The organism is Mesorhizobium sp. M2A.F.Ca.ET.067.02.1.1 (assembly GCF_004023285.1).
In the GTDB taxonomy this organism is placed as follows: domain Bacteria; phylum Pseudomonadota; class Alphaproteobacteria; order Rhizobiales; family Rhizobiaceae; genus Mesorhizobium.
The window spans coordinates 1-2538 of record NZ_RZSB01000814.1; the positions used below are offsets into that span (position 1 = coordinate 1).

Sequence of the window (2538 nt, forward strand, 5' to 3'; positions counted from 1 at the left end):
CCGGAGCGCACGCCGAGATCGGCGATGTCGATCGACTTGAGCCCGGTGCGGTCCGGCGCCTTCAGCGCCTTCACTTTGAGCACGATCTCGGCGTCCTGCTTCTGCGCCGCGCGGCTGTCGAGCGCGGCGATCGGCTGGTCGCCGATCATCATCGCGGCCATGGCCTTGTGGGTGAGATCGGAGACCTTGCCGGTTCCGGTGAGCCTGCCCTTGCGCAGCACGGTGATGTCGTCGGCGAATGCGGTGACCTCGTGGAATTTGTGCGAGATCATCAGCACGGTGAGATCGCCGGCCTTGGTCATGCCGCGCACCAGGCCAAGCACTTCCTGCGCCTCGCCCGGAGTGAGCACGGACGTCGGCTCGTCCAGCACCAGGAAATTGCGGCCGAGATAAAGCTGCTTGATGATCTCCAGCTTCTGCTTCTCGCCGGCGGCTAGCTCGGCCACCTTGACGTCGAGCGGCAGCTTGAAGGGCATGCGCTCCATGAATTGGGCAAGCGCCGTGCGCTCCTTGCGCCAGTCGATGACGCCCGGCACTTTTTCGCGCGAGATGACCAGGTTCTCGGCGCCCGTCAGCGATGGCACCAGCGTGAAATGCTGGTAGACCATGCCGAGGCCGAGCGCCGAGGCATCCCTGGGGCTGGCGATCGCGACTTGGCGTCCATCGACCAGCATGTCGCCCGATGTCGGGTGGTAGAAACCCATCATGCATTTGACCAGCGTCGACTTGCCGGCGCCGTTCTCGCCGAGCAGCGCGTGGAAGGAGCCTTCCGGCACCTTGATGGAGACATCGTCCAGCGCGGTGAAGGCGCCGAAGCGCATCGTCATGCCGATGGTCTCGACGCCGGTCGCCTTTCCTTGCGTTCCGCTCATCGCCGGCTCCTCACGGCAGCTGCGCGACGAGCGCGGCCGAATTCGACACCGCGCCGAACACGCCGCCCTGCATCTTGATCATCTTGATCGCCGCCAAATGGTTGCCGTAGTCGGTCGCCCCGCAGCAATCCTCCAGCATCACGCATTCGAAGCCGCGGTCGTTGGCCTCGCGCATGGTGGTGTGCACGCAGACATCGGTGGTGATGCCGGTGAGCACGATGTTCTCGATGCCGCGCTGGTTGAGGATCAGCTCGAGGTCGGTGGCGCAGAAGGAGCCCTTGCCGGGCTTGTCGATGATCGGCTCGCCCTCGGTCGGATAGAGGTCGGGGATGATGTCCCAGCCCGGCTCGCCGCGTACCAGGATACGCCCGCACGGACCCGGATCGCCGATGCCGGCATTGATGCGGCGCGAGCGCCAGCGCTTGTTGGCCGGCAGGTCTGCGAGGTCAGGGCGGTGGCCCTCGCGCGTGTGGATGATGGTGTAGCCCTTGGCCCGCATGGCGGAGAGCACCGATTTGATCGGCTCGATCGGCGCGCGGACCAGCGACAGGTCGTAGCCCATATGGTCGACATAGCCGCCAGGCCCGCAGAAGTCGGTCTGCATGTCGATGATGATCAGCGCCGTGTTGTCGGGCCTGAGATCGCCATTGTAGGGCCAGGGATAGGGATCGGCGTCGATGTAGCGCTGGGTGATCTCGGCTCTGGCGTTCATGGCGAAAACTCCGGTCTCGCGAGCGGTGCGTGGTGCGCGGTCATTTGGTGATCGACAGTTCGCCGGGCGCGCCGGCGAGCGTGCGGCTCGGCGACGAGGTGGCGATCATGATGATGAGGGTGAGGATGTAGGGCGCGGCGTAGAAAAGGTAGTAGCCCTGCGTGACGCCCACCGACTGCAGCGCCGGGCCGAGCGCGCCGGCGCCGCCGAACAGGAGCGCTGCGGCAAAGCAGCCAAGCGGATTCCAGCGCGCGAAGATGACCAGCGCCACCGCCATCAGTCCTTGGCCCGACGAGATGCGCTCGGTCCAGCTGCCGGGATAGTAGAGCGACAGGTAGGCGCCGCCGATGCCGGCCAGCGCGCCGCCGACGCCTGTGGCGAGCAGCCGCACCGTGTTGGGATTGAGGCCCATGGCGCGCGCCGCGTCGGCGCTGTCGCCGACCACGCGCACGATCAGGCCGACGCGCGTGTTGCGGAAGGCCCACCAGAGGAAGACGGCAAGTGCGGCACCGATCAGGAACAGCACGTTGACGTTGAGCGCCGCCTGCACCTGCGGGATGTCGGACCAGTTGCCGAACCGGATCGCCGGCAGGTCGGGCGCCGAAGGCTGGATGAACGGCTTGCCGAAGAAGAAGGCGAGCCCGGTGCCGAACAGCATCAGGGCGATGCCGATGGCGATGTCGTTGACCTTCGGGAATTTGCAGATCCAGCCGTGGAAGAGGCCGAAGCAGAGGCCGGCGAGCGCCGCGGCCAGAAGGCCGAGCCATGGCGAGCCGGTCATTACCGCGATCGCGTAGGCGCTCATGGCGCCGAACACCAGCGTGCCTTCGAGGCCGAGATTGATGCGGCCGGAACGCTCGGTGATGGCCTCGCCGAGCGAGACGAAGATGAAGGGGGTGGAGACGCGGATAGCCCCGCCCAGCATGGCGAGCGGCACGCCCCACAGTCCGATGT

Annotated in this window: 3 protein-coding genes; all 3 read right to left on the reverse strand. The window is 66.5% G+C overall.

Going from position 1 to position 2538, the window contains the following annotated elements:
* Positions 1 to 872, reverse strand: an 872-nt coding sequence (locus EOA28_RS32170; RefSeq protein ID WP_128315680.1) for an ATP-binding cassette domain-containing protein, incomplete at its 3' end; no start/stop codon positions are given.
* A gap of 10 nt (positions 873 to 882) precedes the next feature.
* Positions 883 to 1584, reverse strand: a complete 702-nt coding sequence (locus tag EOA28_RS32175; RefSeq protein WP_127250401.1) for an isochorismatase family cysteine hydrolase — start codon at positions 1582 to 1584, stop codon at positions 883 to 885.
* A gap of 40 nt (positions 1585 to 1624) precedes the next feature.
* Positions 1625 to 2536 carry an ABC transporter permease gene (locus tag EOA28_RS32180; RefSeq protein ID WP_245501647.1) on the reverse strand — a complete coding sequence of 304 codons (912 nt, stop codon included), beginning with the start codon at positions 2534 to 2536 and terminating at the stop codon, positions 1625 to 1627.
* Positions 2537 to 2538: the final 2 nt, after the last annotated feature.

Bases quoted from the DNA above. Each gene is read 5' to 3' on its own strand.
- EOA28_RS32175 (WP_127250401.1), bottom strand. From the start codon at position 1,584: ATGAACGCCAGAGCCGAGATCACCCAGCGCTACATCGACGCCGATCCC.